This window comes from Verrucomicrobia bacterium CG1_02_43_26, assembly GCA_001872735.1.
In the GTDB taxonomy this organism is placed as follows: Bacteria; Verrucomicrobiota; Verrucomicrobiia; order Opitutales; family CG1-02-43-26; genus CG1-02-43-26.
Genome location: MNWT01000014.1, coordinates 85,908 through 110,638, shown reverse-complemented (window position 1 = coordinate 110,638; position 24,731 = coordinate 85,908). Strand labels below are relative to the sequence as shown.

Sequence of the window (24,731 nt, the reverse complement as noted above, 5' to 3'; positions counted from 1 at the left end):
GTTTATAATAGCACTGGATCAAGCATTTTTGGCCTCTGCATACGTGTGAGGCATATAATTCGCTAAGACGGATGAAAGTCCATTAACATCCTTGGCACCGCCCATAGCAAATTCGGGCTTACCGCCACCCTTTCCGCCAAGTTGAGCAGTTAGATCGCGTACGATATCCCCTGCTCTATAACCAGCCTGTATCGCTTCCGGCGTGCAAATCGCCAGGATTGTCACCTTATCCCCAAAAATACCTCCAAGAATAACGCCACGGGCGTGTGTTTTTTGAAGAACTTGTATAGAAACCCCTCGCATATCTTCTGGGTTCGGGATCTCGACTTCACCAATAACCCATTTATGACCTTCTATTTCTTTAGCATCCTGAACGAGTGCTTCCACTTGGGATGCCGCAAACTTTTGCTGATAAGCACGTATTTGCTTTTCTAATGATTTTTTTTGCTCAATCAGTTCCTTGCATTTATGCTCTACTTCTTCTTGTTTACAAGCAAATGTCTGCGCCAGATGCTGCATACTAGAATAAGTATGGGTAATTTGAGCATATCCGTGTTTTCCAGTAATAGCCTCTATGCGCCTTGTGCCCGCTGCTATACCGCTTTCAGAAATTATTTTACACATGCCGATTTCTCCAGTGGAGCGAACATGTGTTCCTCCGCAAAGCTCAACAGAGTACCCGCTTATATCAACAACACGTACAATCGCACCATATTTTTCACCAAAGAAAGCTATACAATTATCAGGTTTTTTATCAAAAGGAGTTTCAAAAGTACTCACGTTTGAATTTTCCAAGATTTTCATATTAACAAGCATTTCTATCCTTGCAAGTTGTTCATTCGAAATTGCCTCGAAGTGGCTAAAATCGAAACGCGAACGTTTATCATCTACATAGGAACCTGCTTGTCTTACATGATTGCCCAAGACCTGATGTAATGCCCAATGGATCAAGTGCGTAACGGTATGGTGACGTTGTATATCAGACCTTCGCTCCATATCAACAGAAACGCAAATAGGTATGCCCACTTTTATCTCTGACGGTTTGATATTTACTTTATGTAATGTACGGCCAGCATCGTCCTTAATTGTATCGAGCACATAGATTTTATGACCTTTAATTTCAACAATACCAGTATCACCTACTTGACCGCCCATTTCTGCATAAAAAGGCGTTTGTTCGAAAAGCAAAAAGGTGTTCCCCTCAGACTCAACAATCCCCGTAATCGTTGTCTCAACATTACTTAACTGGTCATAGTCATATCCAATAAACTGAGTCGTGTGAACTGATGTGTCATCATCGCTGACAGTAATGGTTGTTTTTTGTTGAGCCGCCCGTGCTCGTGTACGTTGCGCCTCCATTGCTTTATCAAAGGCTTCTACGTCTACAGTAAGGCCTCGTTCTTTAGCCATTAATTGCGTCAAATCTAGCGGAAAGCCATAAGTATCGTATAATATAAATGCTTCCTCACCGGAAATAATAGCATGCGAGCTTTGTGCTATTTTATCAAACAGAAGCAAACCACGATCCAAAGTTCTATCAAAGGTTTTCTCTTCCGCTTCAATGATTTGTTTTACCATCTTATAATTAGCAATTAACTCGGGAAAAACGCTGCCCATTTTTGCAATTAAAGGATCAACAAGAGTAGAGAAAAAGCCGTGGGGAAGGTCTAAACGTTTGCCAAACATAACCGCTCTGCGAAGGATTCGTCTTAAGACATAATTTCTGCCTTCATTGCCTGGAATAATCCCGTCCGCAATGGCAAATGTGAGCGTTCTAATATGGTCAGCGATAACACGAAATGCGCAATCCAGAATTTCTATTTCTGACATTTTGTCGCGATCAGTTGGAACTGTTCTTTGATATTTATGATCGGACATTTCCTCCAAATGAGCAAAGAGATCAATAAAAAGATCGCTATTATAGTTAGAAGGTTCCTTGGAATAGTCAGTAAAATTGTTAGTTGTCGCAAGAATGCCAGCAACACGTTCAAGCCCCATACCCGTGTCAACATGCCTTGCTTTCAATTTACTGAAGGCTCCATTTGGTTCGGCGTTAAATTGAATAAAAACAAGGTTCCAAATTTCAATGCAACGGCCAGAATCACGATTCACGAGTTTACCCTTACTGTCCCCTTTTGGAGTGAGATCCATGTGGACTTCGCTACAAGGGCCACAAGGGCCTGTATCGCCCATCATCCAGAAGTTGTCTTTTTTATTACCGTAGACGATATGAATATCTGGATTCATGCCTTCTTTTTCAAAAATTGCTTTCCAAATATCATAAGCCTCTTGGTCAAAGTCGGAGGGATCTCCTTTCTCTGGCTTATAAACGGTTGCGTAAAGGCGTTCTTTAGGAAAGCCCCAGACTTGTACTAATAGCTCCCAAGCCCATTCAATTGCCTCTTTTTTAAAATAATCGCCAAAGGACCAATTACCCAACATTTCAAAAAAAGTTTGATGATAGGTATCAAAGCCAACATCTTCCAAGTCATTATGTTTACCTCCAGCACGGATGCACTTTTGTGTGTCTGCTGCTGATGGGAATGGAGCTGGTCGATCCCCCAAGAAGTAGGGCACAAACTGGTTCATTCCTGAGTTTGTGAATAAAAGGTTCGGCGAGCTCGGCATGAGAGACTCAGACTCAACTAATACGTGGTGTTTACCTTTAAAAAAGTCGAGAAAGGATTGCCTTACATCGGAAGCGGTCTTAATCAAGTGAGTCATAGTTTTATGAAATTTGAGTATTTATAGGTAGTCACGTTTGGCATGATTCACTATTCAGTAAACTTAATTTGTACAAATTTGTACAGAAAATTACGTTTACCATAGGCAATACAAAAGACAAACTTTACAAGTTGCTAATAGCCGGAAAAACTAGTGTTCATTCTCTAGGGGATAGAGCTTCAGTAATTCTGGAGCTGTCCACGCTGTTTTTCGATCGCCTAAACCTTTCCTGACTTCGGCAACTAATTCCTCCTCTACGGCAGGAGACTCGTTACCCCATGATTGACGAGCAAATGTTAAAACACTAGCAATATCCTTATCTGAAAGCATGCTGTGCGATGGCATATTTCCATTATATTCTGTTCCATGGACATTTAAAGGACCTTGTAATCCTAACAAAAGAATGCTGGCTGGACGTTCCGGTGTTCCATTCAGCCATGGTGAACCATCCAATGGAGGGAAAACACCTGGCAAGCCTTGGCCATTAGTTTGGTGGCACTGCACACAGGTTCTCGAAAATATTTTTTTTCCATGGGCTATTGGATTAAAGGCAACCTCAGTTTTTGTTACTTCAGCCGTTACTGCAGCCTCGGGATTAAAAACATTCGGGCTAAAGCCGCCTGAATAACGAGCAAAGTAGAATCCTGCCCAAAATACAAGAACGGCACACAGCACAAGAAAGAACAGAGGGATAGGCGCAGAAAGTTCCTGAGGCTCGACTTTTTCACGCTGAATTTGGTCGTGCAACTGTTGCAGCTCTATATCTCCAAAAGCACTTGTTTCCCTTGTGTCGTGGGAATGGGTATTCTGTTGGGATAAAGAATCTTTAGATTTATCTTTTTTACTCATTTAGTTTACTCACTGAAGCGTGATTCTGGAAGTTCGTAATTAAGTTTAAGACTTAGCAAAAACGCAACCAATGCCTCGGCGCGAGTAGTCGGAACGATCTCGTACCCCTCTTTGGGTGTTTTCTTATAACCTGGAGGAAACTTTAGAGCATAAGGCGAAGGTTCACCATCTATTTTGCGGTTCTCAAAAAGGTATGAAAATGGAGGCATGAGTGAGCCCTTTGATGTAATTTGAGGATCATACAAATGGAGATAATGCCAGTCTTCACTGGAGAGACGCTGACCTACGTTCGTAAGATCCGGGCCTGTTCGCATCGTCCCAAGTAGAACGCGATTTTGCAAAATATAGTCGCGAGCCACTGTTTGGCGATCCCCCCAACCTCTTTCGAAATCGGAACCAAAGCCCTTGCGACGAACTTGATTAGAGTGACAATACATGCATCCTAAGCGAATGTAATCTTCCCTTCCCATTTGCGCCATGCCTGCAATGGCTTGAGGATAAAGCGGTTCACCCTCCTCCATCGCTACAGGTTCAAGTGAACCGAATTGAATAAGAGCCATTACAATCAATCCCGTAAACGAGAAGGCGATCATTAAAGTTATGCCAATAAAGAGTGTAGGTAAACTTTTCATTATGCTGAAACTCCTTGATTTTTCATTGAGCTGAAAGTTGTAGGTCCTGTAGCCAAGGTTAGTCTACGAGAACGGAATAGCATCCAGAAGAAATTAATAAAGAACGCAATATGCCCCACCAATATAAATACACCGCCTACTGAACGAGAGACAAGCCACGGAACAAGATGGCGAACCACTTCCAAGAATGGTATATCGGCATTATTAAGTTCTAAACCTTGTATCCAGCCACCTATATGGAGCGCAACTATATATATAGTAATTCCTATCGCAGTTCCCCAGAAGTGAATTGAAATTAACCTAGCAGAAGGCCATTCTTTTTGCAGTAAGCGTGGTACCATAAAATAAATGGAGCCAAACATGACCATCGTAACAAAAGCATAGGCACCTTGGTGAGCATGGCCAACAGTAAACTGTGTAAAGTGGGTAACCATGTTCACTTCCCGAAGAGCCATTGTTGAACCCAGAAGACTTGACACCGTATAGGACATCGCTCCAAAAACAATAAACCGCAAGGTAGGACTAGCCCATACGAGATGAAAACTGCCAACAACAGTAAGATGGTGGTTGATCGCGGTAACAACAACAGGAATGACCATCATTACGCTAGCAACAATACCTGCGCTAATGAACCAAACAGGAATCGGCCCACCAATCAGGTGATGCACACCCGCCCAATTGTAAAAAAACGCAAGAGTCCAAAAACCAATAACGGACAGGTAATAACTGTGGATGGGTTTCCCAAGTACTTTAGGAATAAAGTAGTACGTGGCAGCCACACCCATTGGGGTATACCATAGACCAAGGACATTGTGCCCAAACCACCAATTAGTAAGTGCTTGAATTGTCCCTCTTGCGGGGAACCAAAAAATTAATATCTGTGCGATTGTGTACAGCCAGGGAAACCAAAACAAAGCGGCAAGTATGTACCATTGAGAAACGTAAACGTGCTCCCCTTTACGGAATTTGAATGAAACAATTCCCCAAACACCAATAAAACCATATGAAAGAGCCAACAAGGGTGCCACATTTTTGGGCATCTCAAGCCACTCCACAGAAGTCATGTGCCCATTAAAGATAGCTGCTACGCCTATAACTACTCCCAAATTCCAAAATATCCCGGCAACAAACAATAGCCAATTATATTTTAGAGGCACTCGACATAAACGTGCCATAATCCATAGTCCCACTGCGTAAACAACGTTATTTAGCCAGCCAAACGCAACAACATTCAAGTGGGCTGATCGCATTATGCCAAACGACAACCACTCTTGAGCCGGAAAGTGATTTGGCGAATGTAAAGAAATTGATGCAATGAGCGCAAAAAGCGTTCCTATGATGAGCCAAATAATGGATGCTGAAATAAAGAACAGGCAAGGGCCTTTCATAGAAGAATCTATTTCAGCGAGCCTTAGCTTGGACTTAGGATCAAGATCCGTTTTGTGAATATCTGTTGATGATGCCATGAGTATGGAATTAAAAATTATTTATTAAAATTACGATTGTTTTTATTTTTACCTGGAAAAAAATCAATTTGACGGCCTTCAGGCTCATCTTCATCGAAAATACTTCGCGATGCTTCTTCTAAATTCTGAAATTGCCCGTTTTTTGCTGCCCACGTCATAGCCAGCACAACCATAACAAAAAAGGGTATTCCCAGTATGAAAATCGCTAAAACGTTGTTGTATTCTTCCATATTATTGTTGGTGTAACTCGTTTACGGTTAATTCCATTGCGCGTTTGATCGGCAAATGAACAATTTGCTTTTGTTGATCTACCCAACCGTAGTGAACCAATTTCTTACCATCTTCTGCTTGATGTTGAGATAAAGCCTTATAACGGTCTTGAATAAGCTTTTCGTCAATAGGACGTGGGCGATTCGGAACATACCAAATGAGCAATCCAAAAAAGACCGCTAGAATAACTAGTATCCCTATGACAGCTGCAAAACCGTGTTTTATGTAATGGTTATTATTAGTAGTACTCATTGCTGACTAATATTTATGGTGGTGAATATCTTCTTCTTTAGGGAAAACAGATTCGTTAATGCGAGGATCACGGAAAGGGATGGGGGCGCGTTTTCGGGCACTTCTTAGGAATGACCAGGCACAAATCCCGCCAACGCCTATAATGGCCGCAATATCGAAACCGGTAATGGAAAACTGAGTAACTACGTAGCCTAGAACATTATCTGCATTCTCTTTGCTCGGAAGTATATTGAAATAGAGGTCGCAAATAAAGAAAACGAGAATCCAGCAGCAGATAAAAATTAAACGGGCAGGAATAATTTTATTTCGATAAAAGAGAAGGAGCAAAAATGGTATAAAGAAATAGCCAAAGACCAAACCGCCCACACCTATCCACCACCATGAATTTTTAGAACCATCAACAAATAATTCGCGCATGTTATACCAAAAGGTTTCTTCTGGAATGTTTGCATTATAGATAAGGAAATATTGGGAAAAGGCAATGTAGGCCCAAAAGATAGTAAACGCAAGGCACATGCACCCTAACTCGTATCGATGCGCTTGGCGGAAAAGCCCTTTCAAGTGGCCACCCAAACTTAATACAGTGCACAAAATAATAGTTACCGCTAAAGCCGCGCGCATAGATGTGGCAAAGAACCAAACACCAAAGATTGTTGAGAACCAATGGTATGAAAGGCTCATAAAGTAATCAAACGCTGCAAATGTAACTGTCAATGCCAAGACGGGTGTACCGATTGCTGCCCAAACGCGTGCTCGTCTAGCCCATTTAATGTCTCCATCAACATCCATCGCAAATGAAGATTTGCGCAGAGCCCAAGCTAACGTTGTGAAAATTGTGAAATAGAAAGCAAAGCGAACCGTAAAGAATGGGAGATTTAAGAGTGGGGATTTATGAAGATAAATCGAGTCCTCACCTACAGGTTCCCCATTAGGGAGTAAAAGATCCGGATTCATCCATTCCCATAAGATGCCTGGGTTACTGTGGTTGAACCAACCAATCAAGATAAGGGGAAGTAAGATCAAGGCAAGCCAAGGGAAAACACTAATAGCGTGCTCTAGTTGTCTTCTGATAACAACAGGCCAACCCGCGTCAAACAGATACCATATCATGATAATAAATAGCATGCCGATCGCGACAGAAAACCAAACGGTAAAGCCAATCAGCCAACTCGCAAGGGGGCGTGATTCATCATGAAGAACACCTTGCCAAACCCCATAACCGGCAACAGCAAGACCGATAATACCGATGACAAATGCGATTGTCGAAGTGCGTGACTTTCCAGTGAAGCCTAAATAAAAGGATGATGTTGATGGTTGCTCGCTCATAAACCTAAGTCTTCTCTAAATTCTCCGGGTACATCCTCTATGCTTGCATTTTGGGCACGCTGTAAAGCGCGAACGTATGCAATAACCGCCCAACGCTCTTGTGGGGACAATTTGTCGGCATAGCTATTCATGAGGCCTTTTCCGTTTGTTATCGTGTTAAAAATTTCACCTATAGGCATATCACGTAAGCGCTTATCGTGATAGGTTGGCGTAGAGATCATGCCGTATTGTTTAGTAATGCCTTCTCCGTCACCAGCGGCGCCATGGCAAACGATGCAAAAGATATTGAATTTGTCTTGGCCAAGTTGCATCAGCTTGTGATCAACAGGAATAGGGAATGTCGTTAAAAACTCCCCTTCAGCATTCTTACCCGAAAACAGAGATGGGTTCTTTGCAGGAGCGTACTCGTAGTCTCCTGCAAATACTTGTTGAGTATCCCAACCGTATCCACGAACGACTGTTCCTTGGACTACCGGACGGTCATCACGCATGTCTGCAAAAAAGTGATTCTTGCCTTGAGGCTGATATTTTGCCTGAAAATCCATATCAGGGAAAATATAAAGCGGCGTTTTCTTAAACTTGTCGCCCCGAAAGCCGAGTACAGCAATAGTGGCAATGCACAAAAACGCAAATATAGCTAAAAAGTAACGCATGTTAGTTCTTTAGAGGTGTAATGTCCTTGCCACCATTTTCTTTTAAAAGATTTGTGGCTTGTTCCAGGTTAAATTTTGGGTCATCGGCGTTCAGGTAGATAAAGAATTTATCATCAGAAGCCCGACTAAAGGGTTCAAAGTCAAATACAGGATGGTTGTGTCGTGGTAGTCTATTCGTTATAAACATACCAAAAAAGGTACCGAATGCGGCGAGCAGAATAGTCAACTCATAGAACACCGGAAAGGGGAAAATGGGGCTGAAATAGGGCTTACCGCCGACAATTAAGGGATAATCGTAAGCATTCATATACCAAACAATGAGCATACCTGTTAGGAATCCAGTCATACCCCCGAAAAAGGTGAAGAATGGTACTTTAGAACGTTTAAGACCCATATTGCGATCCAAACCGTGCATGGGGTAAGGCGTATAAACATCCCAATGCTTAAACCCGGCATCACGAACATGCGCTGCCGCTTCAAAGACATCAGGTGCCTCGTCAAACTGGGCTATTAGCCCGTGTATATTATTGGAGTCTGCCATGTTGCTTACTTAATAAATTTTTAATGATGTCCTCTATGTGGGTCTGCTTGCGGTATCACTGCCTTAATTTCACCAATTGGCATAAGGGGCAGGAAGCGTATGAAAAGAAGGAACAATGCGGAGAAGAAGCCAAATGTTCCGAAGAAAGTAAAGATGTCAACGATCGTTGGTGAATAATAACCCCAGCTCGATGGAAGAAAATCATTGGCTAATGAAGTTACTACAATCACAAAGCGCTCAAACCACATACCTACGTTTACAAAAGCCACAATTATCCAAACAAGCGTTGTGTTGTTGCGAATCCATTTAGACCAGAAAAGTTGCGGGGAAATTACGTTGCAGGTAATCATGATATAATATGCCCATGAGTACTGACCAAACGCACGATTAATAAAAGTAAATCCTTCGTAAGGGCTTGCGCTATACCATGCTATAAAGAACTCCATCGCATAGCCGTAACCCACCATGCTGCCTGTTGCCAAAATAATCTTACACATGTTATCAATGTGGCGCTGAGTAACCAGATCGTGTAGGTTGTAGACGGCTCGCAGAGGAAGCATAAGGGACAACACCATTGCAAAACCTGAGAAAATAGCACCCGCAACAAAGTATGGTGGGAAAATGGTCGTATGCCAACCAGGGACTAGTGAAACCGCAAAGTCAAAGGAAACCACTGTGTGTACAGAGAGAACCAGTGGAGTTGAGAGACCTGCCAAGAGCAAATAGGCCATTTCATAATTTTGCCAGTGTCTATTAGAGTTCCGCCACCCCATTGCAAGCACACCATAAAAATACTTACGCCAAACTGCTTTTGCGCGATCCCGAATAGTTGCTAGATCAGGAATCATTCCCATGTACCAAAATAAACAGGAAACGGTAAAATAAGTGGACACCGCAAACACGTCCCATTCCAGAGGACTTTTAAAGTTAGGCCAAATTGAGTTAGCATTGGGGAGTGGGAATAACCACCAGGCAAACCACACGCGACCTACGTGGAAAAGCGGGAATAGACCAGCGCACATAACGGCAAAGATCGTCATTGCCTCGGCAGAACGATTAATACTGGTGCGCCATTGCTGCTTAAGCAAGCACAAGATAGCAGATATAAGGGTACCGGCATGACCAATACCAATCCAGAAAACGAAGTTTACAATCGCCCAACCCCAATTAACAGGATTAGCTAATCCCCAAACACCAACACCCGTGGATACCAAGTAGGTAAGGCCAACAAATGTAAAGCTAGCCACTAATATAGAGACAATGAAGCAAACCCACCACCAACGAGGGGTAGGTTCTTCGACTATGTTACAGATCTTGTGGGTAATCCAACGAAAATCACGATCGTGCTCAACCAAAACCCTGCGTGGCATCTTAGATGGCTCAATGCTGGGTAGAATAGCCGGATTAACCGCTTTGATTTTTTCTGAAATAGTTAGCTCTGCCATATCTGGAAATTAGTTGTGTGAAACTTCAGCTTCATGTGGAACGCCATGTCCATAACGCTTTTCATACTCCGAGCGAGTGTTCGGCAAGGGATAATAATCCGGCATTAAAGGGTTTGGATTACGTAGTTTTGCTAAGTAAGTTGTTCTTGGTCTGGTATTCAAGTAACCCAAGACAGAATAATTCATATCCAGGCCTTTCAATTTAGATACCCGAGTATTGGCATCCGCAACATCACCAAATACGATAGACTCTGTTGGGCAAACTTGCTGACAAGCCGTTTTGATCGCTCCATCCGGAACCATCACATCAGGCGAATCCTTAGCTTTTACGCGTTGATTAATTTTTGCAGCCTCAATTCGTTGTACACAGAAGGTGCATTTTTCCATAACACCACGCATACGAACCGTAACATTTGGGTTTTTCTGCATTTTGTGAAGTTCAGGCATACCGGAAGGTCCCATAGGCCCTTCATAGAAATGATCAATTTCACGTTTGTTCCAATCAAAGAAATTAAAGCGACGAACTTTATATGGACAGTTGTTTGCGCAATATCGTGTACCCACGCAACGATTGTATGCCATAACATTAAGGCCGGATTCATCGTGTACAGTGGCATTAACCGGACAAACTGTTTCGCAAGGTGCCAATTCACAGTGCTGACAAAGCATACTCATGAAGGAAACTTGAGGGTCCTCAGGAATTTCCATCGTATTGTTGTCGTTGCTTGAGAAATAGCGATCCATACGAATCCAATGCATCTCACGACCTCGAAGCACTTGATCTTTACCAATAATGGGAATATTATTTTCACTTTGGCAAGCTACCACACATGCATTACAACCCGTACAGGTATTAAGGTCTATGCTCATCCCCCACTGCTGTGCTCCTGTAAAATCAGGTGTCTTATAAAGAGATCCTCCCCGAGGAATTTCGGTTACCTTCTTTTGCAGGGAATCATTCTTCGCAGTTCCATAGATAGCAGGCGAATGGGATTCCACGCCCATTTTGTTAACAAAGTCTGGATTGTGGGCATAATCGTCTGCCGTACTCTCACGAAGAATAGCGCGCCCTTCCATGGACCAGTGCTCTTGGGTATTCGCAAGCTCGTAAATTTCATCGCTTATTTTTAATCGCGCACCAACTAAAGGCGTATTGATACTTCCAATACTGAGTGGATAAGCATCAAAACCGGTACCAGAGCCAACATTTCCTGTCACTGTTCTACCATAACCAACGGGAATCACAAGCGTGTAGTCTGCTAAACCAGGCTGCACATGTAATGGGCCTTTGACTGTTTTGCCATTGACTGTCAATTCAGCTACGAAGGCTTGTTCCTTTCCACGCAAGAAAGAATTGGCATCGTGCTCTAATTGGCCCAACTCATTCATCAAGCTCGCTTTAGGCACAATGGGAAGACCTGTCTTCTGTGTAAGTTCCTTGGCTAATCGCGGGCTTATGGAAATCGCGTTATCCCAAGTCAGCTTTGTCAAGGGATCCGGAAGCTCTTGCAACCAACCGTTATTGTTGTAGCGACCATCTAAAACTTGGTTACTCAGAACAAGTCGAACTTCTAAGTTATCTTCAGACAACTGAGGAACGGAAATCGTTTCAGCTCGCTCTACAAAATTTTCAACTTGGGAACGGCTAATCTTAAAAGAGACATAGGGGAACTCGGAGTTTTTCAAAACACCTAATCCTAACCACTCTTCTATGGAGATATTGGGATTCATGCTCTCAAACGTTTCCCGAACCAAACCGTAAGGCTCTGCATCTTTTAAACCGAGTACTTTGGCTAAAAGCTCAAGCTCAGTAAATCCATCAAATAAGGGCAGAATCATGGGCTGTACCGGTACATATGTACCATCATACGCTCTACCATCTCCCCAACTCTCCAAATAATGATTAGCAGCGATATGCTCATTCGCCAGCTTGGAGGTTTCGTTAAAATAGTAACTCAAGTGAGTCACACGGTTGATGGACTTCTGTAGTTTTGGCCAATTGAGATCTGCTGGTGCATTGTAAACAGGGTTGCCGCCTAGCACAACTAACGTACCAATAGTACCTTTTTTGATTAAGTCGGCCAGCTCTTTTATGCTGATGGCTTGATCTGAAGGTAATTTGGAATAAGAAACGGTCTCACCTTCCGCGCTTAAAAGGTTGTTCATCAACATCACCAAGAAATGAATATCTTCAGGCATGTCATCCCCTGCGATAATGAGGGACTGCTTGCGATAATCATAAAGATCTCTCGCACATTCCTTAATCCACTTATGGTCAACAGTTAATCCAGAACCCTTTTGGCGTAAAGCATCAACCACGGCAGAATCCCAGCCTGCTAGTTCAAAAATTTCTGCAGCTACTAAATGCGTAAAGGCTGTCGCATGTGAAGCAGGCAAACGCAAACGGTGATCAGCCATACCTCCGGTAAGCGTAAAATTACTTTCCACCGCATAGAGACGATTCATTTTAGAAGCATCCTTAGTGGTATGCACGCGGCGTGCGTTTGCAAATGCACGAGAATTACCTAATTGGCCAGGCTCACTATGTAAAAAGTCAGAATCAATTGCTAATATCCTTTTTGCATTCTCAAAATGATATTGCGGGCGTATAAAGTCATCCGGCATCTTATCTGCAAGCGGATCACTGTATTGGAAAAAGCGACCCAATACTTTTTCGGCACTATTATCAACGGTAGGATCGTATTCAGCCCATACCGCTTTAGGGAATTTCTTTTTAAACTCGTTTACCAATCGAGCTCTTGTAGGAGACGATGATGGCTCTGCTAAAACGGCCAACCCCTCCCCTTGCGTTTCGCTAAATTGATGATTGATATAGGTAAATAAATCTAAAACTTCTGCCTTAGATAACGCTTTTCCCTTATCATTATCCATGCTGCGTTGAGCACGATCAGGATCATAAAGATTTAAAATACTCGCTTGGGAAAAAGTATCTGTCGCACCATTATAAGCTAGATAACTCGGGTTACCCTCAATCTTAGTTGGCCTTGCGTCATGCGTTTCCACGAGCAAAGGAATATTGTCCTTCGCAGATGGCATGGATGAGGTATAATAAATAGGAACACCAGGAACAATCCGCTCCGGCTGCTTTGAATAAGGCAGTACATTGACGGTTTGCTGACGGCAACCCGCAAGGCCTACACCGGCAAGCGCAAAGGATGCTGCCATGATTTTCATAAACTGACGTCTATCAACGCCGTTTATTTCTGAAGCACCTTCAGGAAATTCACGATCAAGCCACTGCTTAAACTCAGGTGCACCCGTGAGTTCATCTAAACTACGCCAATAATTGCGCCCATTTGGAGTCTCTTCTTGTGGCATTTTGTTTTCTTTATCGTTATTTAAATTATCTGATTTCATCGATGGCAACCGGAACAGCTTACGGGAGGAGTGATTTTCCAGTCATGTACATAAGCAAGCCCTTGCTGCTTTTGTTTTTCTGGACTTTCCGCCTTCCAATCAAGGTTATATACTTCGTTAAGAGGTCTTACAAAATTTTCTGGATTACGGTGACAGTCTAAGCAAAATGTCATGGACAATGATTTATCCTGATAAACAACTTTCATCTCATTGACTTTGCCGTGACATTCCACACAGCTCACACCGCGATTTACGTGCACCGCGTGGTTAAAATAAACATATTCAGGTGCATGATGCACCTTAACCCATTGGACAGCTTTACCGGACTCATAACTTGCTCTAATGGGTGCCAACCGATCCGAATCTGTCTTAATTTGGTTATGGCAATTCATGCAAGTTTGGGTGGCTGGGATATTTGAATGTTCGGAACGGTCTACATAAGTATGGCAATAACGACAATCCATGCCTAACTGTCCAACGTGCAAACTGTGTTCAAAATCAACCGGTTGCGTTGGCTCATAGCCCACATTGGCATATTTAGGCGTAAGATAATAATTTATTCCCGCTACTAAAGCAACGAACAGCAAAATCAAAGCAATTATGACCTTGCGCGGAACAGAGTTAGACCATTTTGGAAAAATATTAGCCATGGGTAATTAGCAAAAGTAATCAAGCATTTTTGGAGCGTGGAACAGCTCGTGGTTCTTTGTAAGCGTTTAAGGGATAACTGCGTGTATCAGACTTTCTAAACCATGGCAAAAGTGTGCCGATGATTGCTGTGGCAAAGAGCCCTTTAAAAAACGTTCTTCTAGTCAGCTTTTTCACGTGTAGGAATTTTGAGGGATTAAAAAAGATTTGTTATATTTCAAACTGCTTCAGGAATAGTAAGCACAAAGTTATCTTCATATACAAGTCAGAAAATAAAAAAATTGATAATTAGAACGCTTATTGGAAACAATCTAGCAGCCCGTTTCACCGCTCCCGTACAGCTCTAAAAGCTCTCGATGTCACAAAGGCGCTAGAGACGAGCATGATAAGCACTGCGATCACAGGGTGTAGCTTTCCTGCTGCGGCAAATGACATGCCTATAATATTGTACCCTGCTGCATATAGAACGCTTCCTCTGACAGAGCGATGTACTCTTTGACAGAGTGCGATAGCCTTTGGTAGTAAACTTAAGTTGCTGTTTAATAACGTTCCCATGGCAGTTGACTTCACGAGTTCAGAGGCTCCACCCATGGCTATCGAAGCACTGCTCTCAGACATCGCAATCGCGTCATTGATTCCATCTCCTACAAAAAGCACTTTATCACCTTTTCCTTGAATATCTTTTATATATTCATCTTTTTCTTGAGGGCTTATCCCATAAAGTATTTTTGCGCCATGCACGTCATTGTATTTTTTGTGCGTGTCTCCAGTGAGTATACTAACCGCAAGAGACATTTTCTGTAGCTCCAGAAGCGCATCTTGCGTTGTTTCGCGAAAGGCCTCGTCTAATCGTATAATTGCCGCAGGTTGATTATTGATCGCAACATATATCTCTTTTTTAGAGTCGCTAAACGGGGCTTTAAAGGCATCTGCTATATTCAGTGGCATAAGTTGCTTTTCACCGATTAATACTTCCATCTCCTGCGTCTTATTATCCGTGTTTACTACAATCGCCTTGATGCCTTTGCCTGCAATAATCCGGGAGGATACTACTGACAGGGATTCCCCTGTGGATTCCTGAGGTAATACAGCAAGCGCTCTGGCAACAGGGTGCCCTATAGGGCTTTCCACGGCACGCACAATCGCTTTCACTTGGTTTGGTATATTTGTGTACTCTCCTAATGCTATGAAGTCGCTCACGCATAAATCATCTTCAGTAAGGGTACCTGTTTTATCTAAGACGACATGCGTGACTTTTGCTAAGGCATCAATCAATTGTCCTGTTTTAGAGACTAATCCTAACTGTGCTAGTTTCCACAAACCACTCCAAATTGCCAAGGGTGTCGCCAAGCCAAGGGCACAGGGGCAAGCAACTAACAAAACCGACATACTATTGATCAATGCTGGCATCCAGGAATCATAAATCGTCCAGCCTATAAAGGTTGCCAAGCTTATTAAAACCACAATAGGAAGAAAATATTTCACTAATCGGTTGGCTTGCTCCATCAATGCGGATGGTGTCTGCCTTGCTTCCTCTATCATGCTTAACAAGAGGTCGATTTTGCGATCGAGTGTCTTGGGGCGAATAATAAACGAGCCGTCTACAGAATAGGTTCCAGAAAATACTTCGTCTCCCACTTTTTTAGAAACGGGCTCAATCTCGCCTGTAAAGGCGGTTTCTTTCACAAAGCCTTCACCGGAGACAATAATACCATCAACGCATACCGCTTCTCCAGGTGCGACAACCACTCTATCTTCAAGCGTTAGCTTAGTTAAAGGGATTTGTGTTCGTCCCGTAGTATCGGTTGTTTGTATATATATATAGTCAAAGGATGCTCGTAGTTTATCAACTTCTTCAAAAAGTTTTTCTCGAGATCGATTTCCGAGCATTTTACCCACCATATAAATAAACAAGACAATCGCGACGACTTCGTAGTAGACAGCGCCCTTTCCCGTCAAGGTGCAAACGAGTGATCCCGCAAACGCGCCCACGGCGCTTAGGGTAAACAGACCTTCAATAGAAAGGCGTTTCTCCATAAACATGCGGAATGTTTCTCTAAAAAGGCTCCCACCCAATAAAAGCACGACCAGTAGGGTTGAAAGAATCAATCCGCCGTGGATCACCCAAAACGGGGTAGATCCATATGTTGGTGGCGTAATATTAATCGCCAGCCCAAAGACCATCATCTGTCCCATTAAAATGAATCCTACAGCAAACCGCCAAGCCATCTGTACAAACGTCTTTGGCTTTTTCTCGTTTTGTGAGGTCGTCTTTTTCGGCTTAGGTTTACAGCAACACGGTAACTCTATTACGCGTTCTTTTGGCTCAGTTGTGATCATTATAAATATTGATATAAAGGATTATTTTGATCAATTTAACCTCGTTAGTAAATGGTTTTTCCTGGCACAATAAGCGTAATCGCCAACTCGTTTTTCAAGAATGGTTTACGTCTGGCCACAACCAATTTAAGAACTTTGCTTTGCCTGTCTCGATTAATAAATAAACCGCCGGAACCAATAAAAGTGTAATAAATGTGGCGAACAATACTCCAAAACCTAATGAAATTGCCATGGGGATCAAAAACTGTGCCTGCAAACTACGTTCTAAGATAATGGGCATTAACCCGAAAAAGGTGGTTAATGACGTTAATAAAATCGGCCTAAAGCGCAACAAACCCGCTTCTTGTATTGCCTCTGTTATCGTTTTCCCTCCCGCGCGTAGATTATTGATACAGTCAACTAAAACGATACCATCATTTACAACAACTCCGGTAAGTGCCACCATGCCGTAAAGCGAAAGTTGGCTGATCGAAAACCCAAACAGTAAATGGCCTAGTACTGCGCCTATAATGCCAAAAGGGATAACCGTCATAATCACAACGGGTTGTAAATAGGACTTAAAGGGTATTGCCATCAACGCGAACATTAAAAACAGAACGAGCAGAAAGCCTTGTTTTAACTCTTGTATCGTTTCTTCCTGGTCTTTTGCTTCCCCAAACCAACGCCATGATACGTCATGATAATCTTTCAGTAATGAGGGTAATACTTCTTGCCCTAACTTTGCTTTAATAGACTCGATATCAACCAACTCACTCGAAACACTGGCTTCAACGTTTATGACACGCTTGCGGTTGACGCGTTCAATAACAGGCGAACTTCTCGTATAATCAATATCGGCTGCTTCATAAAAGGGTATCTCTTCTCCCATAGAATTTCGCAAACGCATATTCACGAGATTATAGAGGCTCTTTCGTTCTTCTTTAGGATAACGTACCATAACGGTTACGTCTTGGTTTCGTCCAGGAAACTTCTGTATCTCATCTCCATAAAAGGCTTGGCGCGCTTGTCTTGCCAAGTCCTCTTGCGTAAGCCCAAGCAATTCTGCCGACTCTTTTAAGTTTAACCGAACCTCTTGCTTTCCTTCTGAAAAAGTATCCTTAATGTCAACTACACCGGCATACTCCCCTAATTTCAACTTCAAGAGATCTGCCGCAGCGCGCAACTCTCCCAAATCATCACTCATTAACTGGATGTTAATAGGTATATCAGAAGCTGGGCCACCGGAATCTCGAAAGGTCAAATATTTTGATCCCGGAATCTCGCCAATTTTTTCTCGCCAACGTCGCGTAACCTCTGAGGCTTTGATGCCGCCGGGACGCTCTTCAGCCTTTACCAGTTCCACGAGTATCTCGCCTAAGTTGTCCCCAGCAGAAGTCTTGGGAAAGGGGTTTGGCCCTCCCGACCCTAAGGCCAATGATCCTACGTTTGATATCACATATTTAATAGGAGATTGCCCCCCTAATTCGTTTACTAAATCCTCATCAACTTCTTTCAACGTGGACTTGATTCGCTCGATCTGCGCTTCCGTCATCCCCGCAGAAACACCTTCATTCATCGTGAGCGCGACTTGTATGAAGTCTGATTCTACCTTCGGGAAAAAGACCAGTTTCACCCACCCGCCTTTCACTACACCCACACATAGAATAATACCTGCAAGAAAGATGGAGAGGACTAACACAGGTCTTCTTAAGCATCTTCCAAGAATCGGTTCGTAAATTTTATTGATACAAAAATCTAACCATAAGGCAACTTTCGCACGCGCATAGGTAACAGATTTCAACCAACCTCTCGCAGGGAGTTTTTCTTTGCGAGACAACGCTAAGTGGTGAGGTAATATCAGTTTTGATTCCAGCAACGATATCATCAATGTCGGAATCACGATCAAGGGTAGCGCACGCAATATCTGCCCAAATACACCTTGAATCATTAATATTGGAATAAAGGCTACTGCCGTTGTTAACACAGAAAAGGTAACCGGCGTAGATACGCGTAATGTCCCTTCAATAGCGCTATCAACGCTATATCCCTTATTCTCAAACGTGTAGAAAATGCTTTCCCCAACTACGATAGCATCGTCCACAACAACCCCCAAGACCATCACAAAGGCAAATAATGAAATCAGATTAATCGATATCCCTAGCCAAGGCATCAATATAAAGGTTCCTAAAAATGAAGCGGGTATCCCTATTGTTATCCAAATAGATAATGAGGGGCGCATAAACAATAACAGGATTGTAAATACTAAAATCAAGCTCATAACCCCGTTTTTGATCATCATATCTAAACGGCTTTTTAAATAGAAGGTTGCATCAGAAAAGGGTAATAGTTTGATTTCCTTAGGTAAATAATCAGGAGGCGTTTCGACGAACTTATAAACTTTTTCAGCCACGTCTAGGGCATTCTGCCGCCCTATTTCCATGATATTTAATATAACCGCAGGGTTGCCATCTGAGCGGGTGATAATATTTTTCTCTTCTAACGCGACTTTTACTTTTGCAATATCTCCTAGCTTGAGTTGAGTCCCATCAGTGCGGGATATAATTGTGATATTTGAAAAATCTTCCGGGGTGTATCCTTGTGACTTGGTTCGAATTAAGGTATCTCCGGTATCCGCTTTAATCGCGCCTCCTGGTAAATCAAGAGATGCATGGTTCACGGCACGCGTAATATCATCAAAGGTCAAATTATATTCCCGAAGGGTAATTTCGGAAACTTCAATAACAATTTCATCACTTAAGTCATTGAGTATTTTGACATAGGTAATTCCCGGCACATGCGTGAGATCATCGCGTACGCGATCAGCAATACGCAACAGCGTCCTGGGATCGGCGGGTCCCGTTACGGCTAGTTTCATCACTTGGCCAGCACTAGAATCTAAAAGAGTTATCTGTGGCCTTTCAGCATCAACTGGAAATGATGTAATAGCCTCTACTCGCGTCTTTATATCATCCCGAAGCTTTTTTGAATCGTAGGTATCTTCTACCTCTACTATGACACTTCCTGATCCTTCATACGCGTTAGCAGTAATTTCTTTAATTCCCTCTAGATCATAAATCGCATTCTCTACTTTTACGCAAAAACTCTCTTCCATGTCCTCGGGAGTGGCACCTTTGTACTCCATCGTCACCGAAACATAATCCAACTTGATCTTTGGAAAGAGTTCCACCTTCAGCTTACCGGCACTTATCAAGCCCCAAACAATAATCAGCCCCAATAGCAAATTAGCCGCAACTTTATGCCTAGCAAACCACTCTATCATTTTCGTACTATTTCAAGGCTAGCGTCTTCGCTCCCCTGCTTCACCAATCTTAAATTCACCCGCATACCTTCGACAAAAAAGGGCACATCCGTTAAGCAAACAATGTCTCCGCCTGCTAATCCTTCTGTTATGATGACATTATCAAGATCAACTTGTGCTATTTTAATTCGCTTTGTAATGAGCCGCCCTTCGCTATCCACTACGCGGACTGCGTCATTATTAATCAATGCCTGCCTTGGCACGCGATAAACGGCTTGCAGCGTCACGCCTTTAATCTTTGCTTGCACAAATTCTCCAACACTCAGGGCAGGACAATCACTCACATTATCTGCATTACGCCTAAAGGGATCCTTGATTCGGGCAACAACGTATGCCAAACGGCTTTTTATATCAACCATTCCTTCCGTTCTTACAATTTCACCACTCCAAGAACAGTTCCCTCCTGTTTTTAGAAAAAAGGTAACAGGAATATTCAAATGGCTATCATCTTCAAACCGATACCCACGGCTTATTCCCAAAAAAGCCATTTCCCTGCTACTCAAGGGCAATCTGACTTCATAAGAATCAATCGCGTACAATTGAGTTAACTCAGATACTTCAGCTGTTACTCTCTGCCCTAATTCTACAATTTTTTTACCAATAATACCGTCATAAGGAGCATTTACGGTCGTTGCGTTCAATTTCTGTTTTGCTTCAGCTACCCCCGTCTGGGCCGACTTTAAATCAGCCTGCGCATTTTGAATTTGAGGCTTTCTTAAAACAAAGTCCGATGCCTCTCCTCTTCCGATTGTCTTCCAATCTAATTTCGCTTGTAGGGCTCTAGCCTCTTCTTCTTCAAGTTGTACCTTAGCCTTTGTTAGCGCCACTTCTGCCTTTGCTACTGCCAATTGTGCTTCTGTTGGATCCATTGATAAAATCAAATCTCCTTTTTTAAAGAAACCACCTACCACATAATTTGGAGCAACATAATTAACCGTCCCTGATACCTCAGCACGAAGAGTCGTCTCTGTTGCCGGAACAATCGTCCCTTGCGAATAAACGTATAGCGTGACTGTCTCGGGATTAACAGCAAGGCCTTCCACTATAGGTAACCGTTCCGCAACATCACCTTTCTTCTCGGGCGATGGCTTCAGGGCAATAATCACCCATGCAATAAAAACGGCAAAGAGAATGACTGCGGGGGGTAATAAATACTTAGTTTTCTTCGTCATTTACAGGTTTCAAATACCACATCAATATATGATCTACATTCATTAGAGGGCAAACATAATATAGAGTTGCAGCCAGTCTTCTATATCCTAAAATTTCACCATGCGTATCCTCTATAAAAATATCCTTTTCTTTGCGTTTGTTATGGCTGCGTCCTTCTCATGCTTCGCAAAATCAATTGAGGAAGAAAGTATCAGAATCGAACTGGTATCAGAGGTCAAATCCATACAGCCGGGCCAACCTTTTTGGGTCGCGGTTGTCTTTAAGCCTGATCCGGGCTGGCATTTCTATTGGTATAACCCCGGCACCGCGGGTTTACCCACTCGCATTCATTTCAAGCTTCCCAGTGGCTTTTCTCACGACCTTGTTCAATGGCCTACGCCTAAAATTTTTGAACTAAACGGCCTCGTCAACTATGGCTACGAAGGTGAAACACTCTTGATGGCAGAGATCACGCCGCCGGAAGACCTCACGCCAGGTGAATTCGTAACATTAAAAGCAAACATAGACTGGGTCGCTTGCCAAGATGTTTGTCTTCCAGGTGCAGGAACGGTCAGTCTCAAACTTCCTGTTTCCATAGAACCACCCCAATGGGATAACCACTGGAAAACTGAATTCGACCGCACGCGTCTCTTATGGCCTCAGATGTTAGATACTTGGGATGTCCAGGCTTTTCTCGATGGTGGTTTTATTGATTTTATTATTCGTCCGTTAGATGACTCTCATCCTAACTTAAGTGATCTCTATTACTTTGATGACTGGATTATGATCAATCCCAACGCACCGCAAGAGCTCACCAAACACGACACTTACTACCAGCTAAGAGTTGCCCACTGTGCTATCGAGGATCAGTTGCAGGGGGTTATTTATAACGCAAATGGCTGGACAAAAGAGGGCATTCCAACAGGCTTGTATGTAGTTGTCCCGCTTCAAAAGGAGGATTCTGCTCTTCTTAACACATTACAATCTTTAACAGCACCACCTAACCCTAAAGCACCTTTCCCCTTTTCTATTACAACTGCCATCGCCTTTGCCTTTATAGGAGGTCTTATTTTGAATCTCATGCCATGCGTTTTTCCCATACTAAGCATCAAGGCATTGGGTTTCATCCATCAGTCCAACAACAGCCCCGCAAAGGCTAAGCTACACGGGCTCGTTTTCGGGCTTGGTGTCCTCATGTCTTTTTGGGCACTTTCGGGTTTACTCATTGCGCTTAGAGCTGCTGGAGAACAAATCGGTTGGGGTTTCCAGCTTCAATCGCCGTTATTTGTGAGCATACTGGCAACGCTTATGATTCTCATAGGTTTAAATCTAGCGGGCATATTCTCGTTTGGTACTTCTTTTATGGGCATTGGCAGCAGGCTGTCCTTTTCAGGTTATCGGGGTTCTTTTTTTTCCGGAGTTCTGGCTACAGTCGTTGCCACCCCATGCACTGCCCCTTTCATGGGAACCGCGCTTGGTTACGCTTTAAGTAAATCCGCTCCCATCTCCCTTTCAGTGTTCACGTTTCTGGGCATGGGGATGGCCTTGCCTTATATCATTCTCTCTTTTTCTCCTAAACTGATTCGTAAGCTACCGAAACCGGGTGCATGGATGGAATCGTTTAAGCAAGCCATGTCTTTTCCCATGTTCGCAACGGCTCTATGGCTTATGTGGATCTTTGGCTCTCAAACAAACATTAACTCCCTGGCCATCCTGTCTTTTGGGTTATTAACGATCGCTCTGGCTACTTGGATTTATGGTCGTTGGTGCGCACTGGATCGTCTTCTGGTTGTGCGTAAGCGTGGTTTATTCTTTTCTGTCCTCTTAGGCATACTTGCGCTTTATATGATCTATTCAGCTTCCGAGGACTATTCCAATGGTGAGCATCTACCGCAACCTTCTCGTGAATTAAATTACGGTATCGAGTGGACTCCTTATTCTCAGGAAATGGTTCAAGAGCTTCGCAAACAGGGGCATTATGTCTTTGTAGACTTTACCGCTGCCTGGTGCATCACCTGCCAAGCCAATAAAAAAGCAATTTTCAGTTCAGACAGGGTGATGGAGGAATTTAACCGATTGAATGTCGTTGCAGTCAAGGCAGACTGGACGCGTAGGGATCCTCTCATCACACGAACACTCGAATCTTTCGGCAGAAACAGCATTCCATTCACGCTGATCTACTCTCCCGATCTTAAGAAAGATCCTATCATTCTGCCAACTATTCTGACTCCTCAAATTGTGTTGGATGCGTTAGAAGACCTCAGCGCACGGAAAGATTAAGTTTACATATCTTAAGTAAGCGCAAACAAATCAGTGTCCCGCAACTGGTCGCTGCTGTCAGCAATCCTAGCCAAACGCCTGCACCTTTGTAATCCCATACAAAACCCAGTAAATAGGCCACAGCCAAGCCAAATACCCAGTGCGTCACAACAACAATCACCGCGGGTACTCTCACGTCTGCAAAGCCTTTCAATGACCCTAGTCCCGTGATATCCATGCCGTCTATGATCTGGAAAAATGCAACAATGAGTAACAACTGCGAAGTGATCGCAATCACTTCCATATCGTCCACAAAACCCAAGGGTATGTAATTGCGAGTCAAGATCGTACACAGCGCAAAAAATGCCATAATCATAGCCGCTAAAGCAACCCCGCTGTACGCCACATTGCGGGCTTTCTCCGGGTTATTACTGCCCATCGCGTTTCCTATTCTTATGGAGAGCGCGAAAGATAGCCCTAGGGGAATCATAAATATAATACCGCAATAATTCAACGCGATCTGGTGCGCGGCCAAATAGCTAGCACCTAGCCAACCCATCATGACTGTGGTTGCAAATAAAAAGCCCAGCCCGAAAAGTCCTTGAAAGGCTATAGGCAGCCCAATAGCCAGTATCGATTTGATATACTTCACGTTCCAAAAAATAAACTCGCGGATGCGCCACCTAAATACAAAGCGTTTGGAAGCAAATACATAATAGGCGATCATCGCAACCATCAGTATTCTAGCGAGCAATGTGGCAAACCCGGCGCCTCCCGCGCCCATAGCAGGAGCTCCCCACTCCCCGAATATAAAAATCCAGTTTAACAGAATATTGGCTAAAATGCCTACGATCGTTACCACAAATCCCGGCCAGGGGTGGTTCCATGCTTCCGAGTAATTTCGGAAACCCATAAATAACATGAAGGGCACAAGCGACCATAAGGTATAAATCGTATAAGGCGTTGCTTGTTCAACAACATCAGCAGGTTGGCCAAACATGCCCAAAACATCTATCTGCCAATGCAGCATGGTAGCAACCAAAAATGAATACAGGAATCCTACAATTAAACCATGTTGTAAAACATCAGATGCCTCTTTCTGTTTACCTTCTCCTGTTGCGCGTGATACTAAAACATGCACGGATGTACATAAATTTGAGCCAATTACCATCAACAACAATAGCAAACTAGACCCAAAGGCTACCCCCGCCAAGGGCACAATGCCCACTCGGCCAACCATAGCCGTATCCACCAACCCTAAGGAAACCTGCCCAATCTGCCCCAGTATCATCGGCAATGCTAAGGCAAAAGAACGCCTAGATTCTCCCTTAAATATACCAAAAACTTTCCCCCAATCCGTCATGTAAATTTAATAAACTATAATCCCAAAAATAGCAATGCTATTACTTTTCTGCCAACTTCTAACAATACAGCCATCCCACATGGCTCAAAAGGATCAACACAAAATCGTCTCATTAAATTTTAGAGATAGCTTTCC

The 24,731-nt window shown here is 43.2% G+C and carries 18 protein-coding genes; 2 read left to right on the top strand and 16 right to left on the bottom strand.

Annotated elements, in window-relative coordinates; translation table 11 throughout:
• Window positions 1-18 precede the first annotated feature (18 nt).
• The 13 genes from AUJ82_05370 to AUJ82_05310 form a co-directional block, all read right to left on the bottom strand.
• Window positions 19-2,724 (bottom strand): alanine--tRNA ligase, encoded by a 2,706-nt coding sequence (locus AUJ82_05370; GenBank protein OIO59661.1) that lies wholly within the window; start codon window positions 2,722-2,724, stop codon window positions 19-21.
• A gap of 150 nt (window positions 2,725-2,874) precedes the next feature.
• Window positions 2,875-3,573, bottom strand: coding sequence for a hypothetical protein (locus tag AUJ82_05365; GenBank protein ID OIO59660.1), 699 nt, complete (start codon window positions 3,571-3,573; stop codon window positions 2,875-2,877).
• Between the two features lie 5 nt (window positions 3,574-3,578).
• Window positions 3,579-4,205 (bottom strand): hypothetical protein, encoded by a 627-nt coding sequence (locus AUJ82_05360; protein ID OIO59659.1) that lies wholly within the window; start codon window positions 4,203-4,205, stop codon window positions 3,579-3,581.
• On the bottom strand, window positions 4,205-5,671 hold the full coding sequence (locus AUJ82_05355) for a hypothetical protein (GenBank protein ID OIO59658.1): 1,467 nt from the start codon (window positions 5,669-5,671) through the stop codon (window positions 4,205-4,207). The genes AUJ82_05360 and AUJ82_05355 overlap by 1 nt, the downstream gene beginning before the upstream one ends.
• A 17-nt stretch (window positions 5,672-5,688) precedes the next feature.
• Complete coding sequence (locus tag AUJ82_05350) at window positions 5,689-5,901, bottom strand: hypothetical protein (GenBank protein ID OIO59657.1); 213 nt, start codon at window positions 5,899-5,901, stop codon at window positions 5,689-5,691.
• A gap of 1 nt (window position 5,902) precedes the next feature.
• Window positions 5,903-6,193 (bottom strand): hypothetical protein, encoded by a 291-nt coding sequence (locus AUJ82_05345; protein ID OIO59656.1) that lies wholly within the window; start codon window positions 6,191-6,193, stop codon window positions 5,903-5,905.
• Window positions 6,194-6,199: 6 nt separating this feature from the next.
• A complete protein-coding gene (locus tag AUJ82_05340; GenBank protein ID OIO59655.1) occupies window positions 6,200-7,519 on the bottom strand; it encodes a hypothetical protein in 1,320 nt (439 codons plus the stop codon).
• Window positions 7,516-8,172, bottom strand: a complete 657-nt coding sequence (locus tag AUJ82_05335; GenBank protein ID OIO59654.1) for a hypothetical protein — start codon at window positions 8,170-8,172, stop codon at window positions 7,516-7,518. Before AUJ82_05335 ends, AUJ82_05340 begins: the two co-directional genes overlap by 4 nt.
• 1 nt (window position 8,173) lies before the next feature.
• Window positions 8,174-8,713 carry a hypothetical protein gene (locus AUJ82_05330; protein OIO59653.1) on the bottom strand — a complete coding sequence of 180 codons (540 nt, stop codon included), beginning with the start codon at window positions 8,711-8,713 and terminating at the stop codon, window positions 8,174-8,176.
• Between the two features lie 20 nt (window positions 8,714-8,733).
• Entirely contained in the window at window positions 8,734-10,158 is a 1,425-nt protein-coding gene (locus tag AUJ82_05325) for a hydrogenase (protein ID OIO59652.1), read from the bottom strand.
• Window positions 10,159-10,167: 9 nt separating this feature from the next.
• Window positions 10,168-13,536: a hypothetical protein gene (locus AUJ82_05320; GenBank protein ID OIO59651.1), complete on the bottom strand. Its 3,369-nt coding sequence runs from the start codon at window positions 13,534-13,536 to the stop codon at window positions 10,168-10,170.
• Window positions 13,533-14,186, bottom strand: a complete 654-nt coding sequence (locus AUJ82_05315; protein OIO59650.1) for a cytochrome C — start codon at window positions 14,184-14,186, stop codon at window positions 13,533-13,535. The genes AUJ82_05320 and AUJ82_05315 overlap by 4 nt, the downstream gene beginning before the upstream one ends.
• A gap of 322 nt (window positions 14,187-14,508) precedes the next feature.
• Complete coding sequence (locus AUJ82_05310; GenBank protein ID OIO59649.1) at window positions 14,509-16,227, bottom strand: hypothetical protein; 1,719 nt, start codon at window positions 16,225-16,227, stop codon at window positions 14,509-14,511.
• Between AUJ82_05310 and AUJ82_05305 the strand changes: the two genes are divergently transcribed.
• Entirely contained in the window at window positions 16,226-16,597 is a 372-nt protein-coding gene (locus AUJ82_05305) for a hypothetical protein (protein ID OIO59648.1), read from the top strand. The two genes, AUJ82_05310 and AUJ82_05305, sit on opposite strands and share 2 nt — an antisense overlap.
• A 21-nt stretch (window positions 16,598-16,618) precedes the next feature.
• On the opposite strand, the gene AUJ82_05300 is transcribed toward AUJ82_05305, so the two are convergent.
• Window positions 16,619-19,783 carry a hypothetical protein gene (locus AUJ82_05300; protein ID OIO59647.1) on the bottom strand — a complete coding sequence of 1,055 codons (3,165 nt, stop codon included), beginning with the start codon at window positions 19,781-19,783 and terminating at the stop codon, window positions 16,619-16,621.
• Window positions 19,780-20,994 carry a hypothetical protein gene (locus tag AUJ82_05295; GenBank protein OIO59646.1) on the bottom strand — a complete coding sequence of 405 codons (1,215 nt, stop codon included), beginning with the start codon at window positions 20,992-20,994 and terminating at the stop codon, window positions 19,780-19,782. Before AUJ82_05295 ends, AUJ82_05300 begins: the two co-directional genes overlap by 4 nt.
• 100 nt (window positions 20,995-21,094) lie before the next feature.
• Between AUJ82_05295 and AUJ82_05290 the strand changes: the two genes are divergently transcribed.
• Window positions 21,095-23,254, top strand: coding sequence for a hypothetical protein (locus tag AUJ82_05290; GenBank protein OIO59645.1), 2,160 nt, complete (start codon window positions 21,095-21,097; stop codon window positions 23,252-23,254).
• Here AUJ82_05290 and AUJ82_05285 read toward each other — a convergent pair.
• The gene (locus tag AUJ82_05285; protein ID OIO59644.1) at window positions 23,235-24,596 is read right to left on the bottom strand and encodes a hypothetical protein; all 1,362 of its coding nucleotides are present in this window, start codon (window positions 24,594-24,596) and stop codon (window positions 23,235-23,237) included. The two genes, AUJ82_05290 and AUJ82_05285, sit on opposite strands and share 20 nt — an antisense overlap.
• Window positions 24,597-24,731: the final 135 nt, after the last annotated feature.

Coding starts and splice junctions, on each gene's coding strand:
- AUJ82_05370 (OIO59661.1), bottom strand. CDS start 2,724: ATGACTCACTTGATTAAGACCGCTTCCGATGTAAGGCAATCCTTTCTC.
- AUJ82_05365 (OIO59660.1), bottom strand. CDS start 3,573: ATGAGTAAAAAAGATAAATCTAAAGATTCTTTATCCCAACAGAATACC.
- AUJ82_05360 (OIO59659.1), bottom strand. CDS start 4,205: ATGAAAAGTTTACCTACACTCTTTATTGGCATAACTTTAATGATCGCC.
- AUJ82_05355 (OIO59658.1), bottom strand. CDS start 5,671: ATGGCATCATCAACAGATATTCACAAAACGGATCTTGATCCTAAGTCC.
- AUJ82_05350 (OIO59657.1), bottom strand. CDS start 5,901: ATGGAAGAATACAACAACGTTTTAGCGATTTTCATACTGGGAATACCC.
- AUJ82_05345 (OIO59656.1), bottom strand. CDS start 6,193: ATGAGTACTACTAATAATAACCATTACATAAAACACGGTTTTGCAGCT.
- AUJ82_05340 (OIO59655.1), bottom strand. CDS start 7,519: ATGAGCGAGCAACCATCAACATCATCCTTTTATTTAGGCTTCACTGGA.
- AUJ82_05335 (OIO59654.1), bottom strand. CDS start 8,172: ATGCGTTACTTTTTAGCTATATTTGCGTTTTTGTGCATTGCCACTATT.
- AUJ82_05330 (OIO59653.1), bottom strand. CDS start 8,713: ATGGCAGACTCCAATAATATACACGGGCTAATAGCCCAGTTTGACGAG.
- AUJ82_05325 (OIO59652.1), bottom strand. CDS start 10,158: ATGGCAGAGCTAACTATTTCAGAAAAAATCAAAGCGGTTAATCCGGCT.
- AUJ82_05320 (OIO59651.1), bottom strand. CDS start 13,536: ATGAAATCAGATAATTTAAATAACGATAAAGAAAACAAAATGCCACAA.
- AUJ82_05315 (OIO59650.1), bottom strand. CDS start 14,186: ATGGCTAATATTTTTCCAAAATGGTCTAACTCTGTTCCGCGCAAGGTC.
- AUJ82_05305 (OIO59648.1), top strand. CDS start 16,226: ATGCGGAATGTTTCTCTAAAAAGGCTCCCACCCAATAAAAGCACGACC.
- AUJ82_05310 (OIO59649.1), bottom strand. CDS start 16,227: ATGTTTATGGAGAAACGCCTTTCTATTGAAGGTCTGTTTACCCTAAGC.
- AUJ82_05300 (OIO59647.1), bottom strand. CDS start 19,783: ATGATAGAGTGGTTTGCTAGGCATAAAGTTGCGGCTAATTTGCTATTG.
- AUJ82_05295 (OIO59646.1), bottom strand. CDS start 20,994: ATGACGAAGAAAACTAAGTATTTATTACCCCCCGCAGTCATTCTCTTT.
- AUJ82_05290 (OIO59645.1), top strand. CDS start 21,095: ATGCGTATCCTCTATAAAAATATCCTTTTCTTTGCGTTTGTTATGGCT.
- AUJ82_05285 (OIO59644.1), bottom strand. CDS start 24,596: ATGACGGATTGGGGGAAAGTTTTTGGTATATTTAAGGGAGAATCTAGG.